The sequence below is a fragment of the Mesorhizobium sp. M1A.F.Ca.ET.072.01.1.1 genome, assembly GCF_004023325.1.
Classification (GTDB): Bacteria; Pseudomonadota; Alphaproteobacteria; order Rhizobiales; family Rhizobiaceae; genus Mesorhizobium.
Window position 1 is genome coordinate 1 of record NZ_RZSF01000749.1, and the last position, 434, is coordinate 434.

1 pseudogene is annotated in these 434 nt (G+C 59.9%); it reads right to left on the reverse strand.

What is annotated here, in order from left to right:
* A pseudogene (locus tag EOA32_RS39490) lies at positions 1 to 210 on the reverse strand (ABC transporter substrate-binding protein); the annotation flags it as partial.
* Positions 211 to 434 lie beyond the last annotated feature (224 nt).

Genomic DNA, 434 nt, shown 5'->3' on the forward strand with positions numbered 1-434 from the left:
CTCCACCACATCCCATTGCACATTGCTGCTATCGACTTGCGCCTTAAGCTTCGCCGCGTCAGCCGGAGACACATAAGTCACCTTGATGCCTGTCTCACTCTGGAAGGGATCAACTACGGCTTTGCGGAACGCCTCCTCATACGATCCGCCACCGGAAACGACCACCAGGGTCGACTCTTGCGCTCGCAAAATGCTTGGGGCGCCAAGCACCAGCGCCGCTCCGCTGAGTCCTATTAGGGCCTGACGTCGCGTCGGCCGACTGGAGTTGCTGTAGCACCTCATGAGCTCTCTCCCTTATGAAGACCATATCGGATGCGATCTGCGGCCGAGGTCACCTGCAACGAAGCCGCCTCAGCTTCGAGATGGTCGGGTACACCTTGTCTCGGGCCGTTCGCCTTCACAGAAAGAAGGCGTCCATCCCGCGCGTCCCAGCC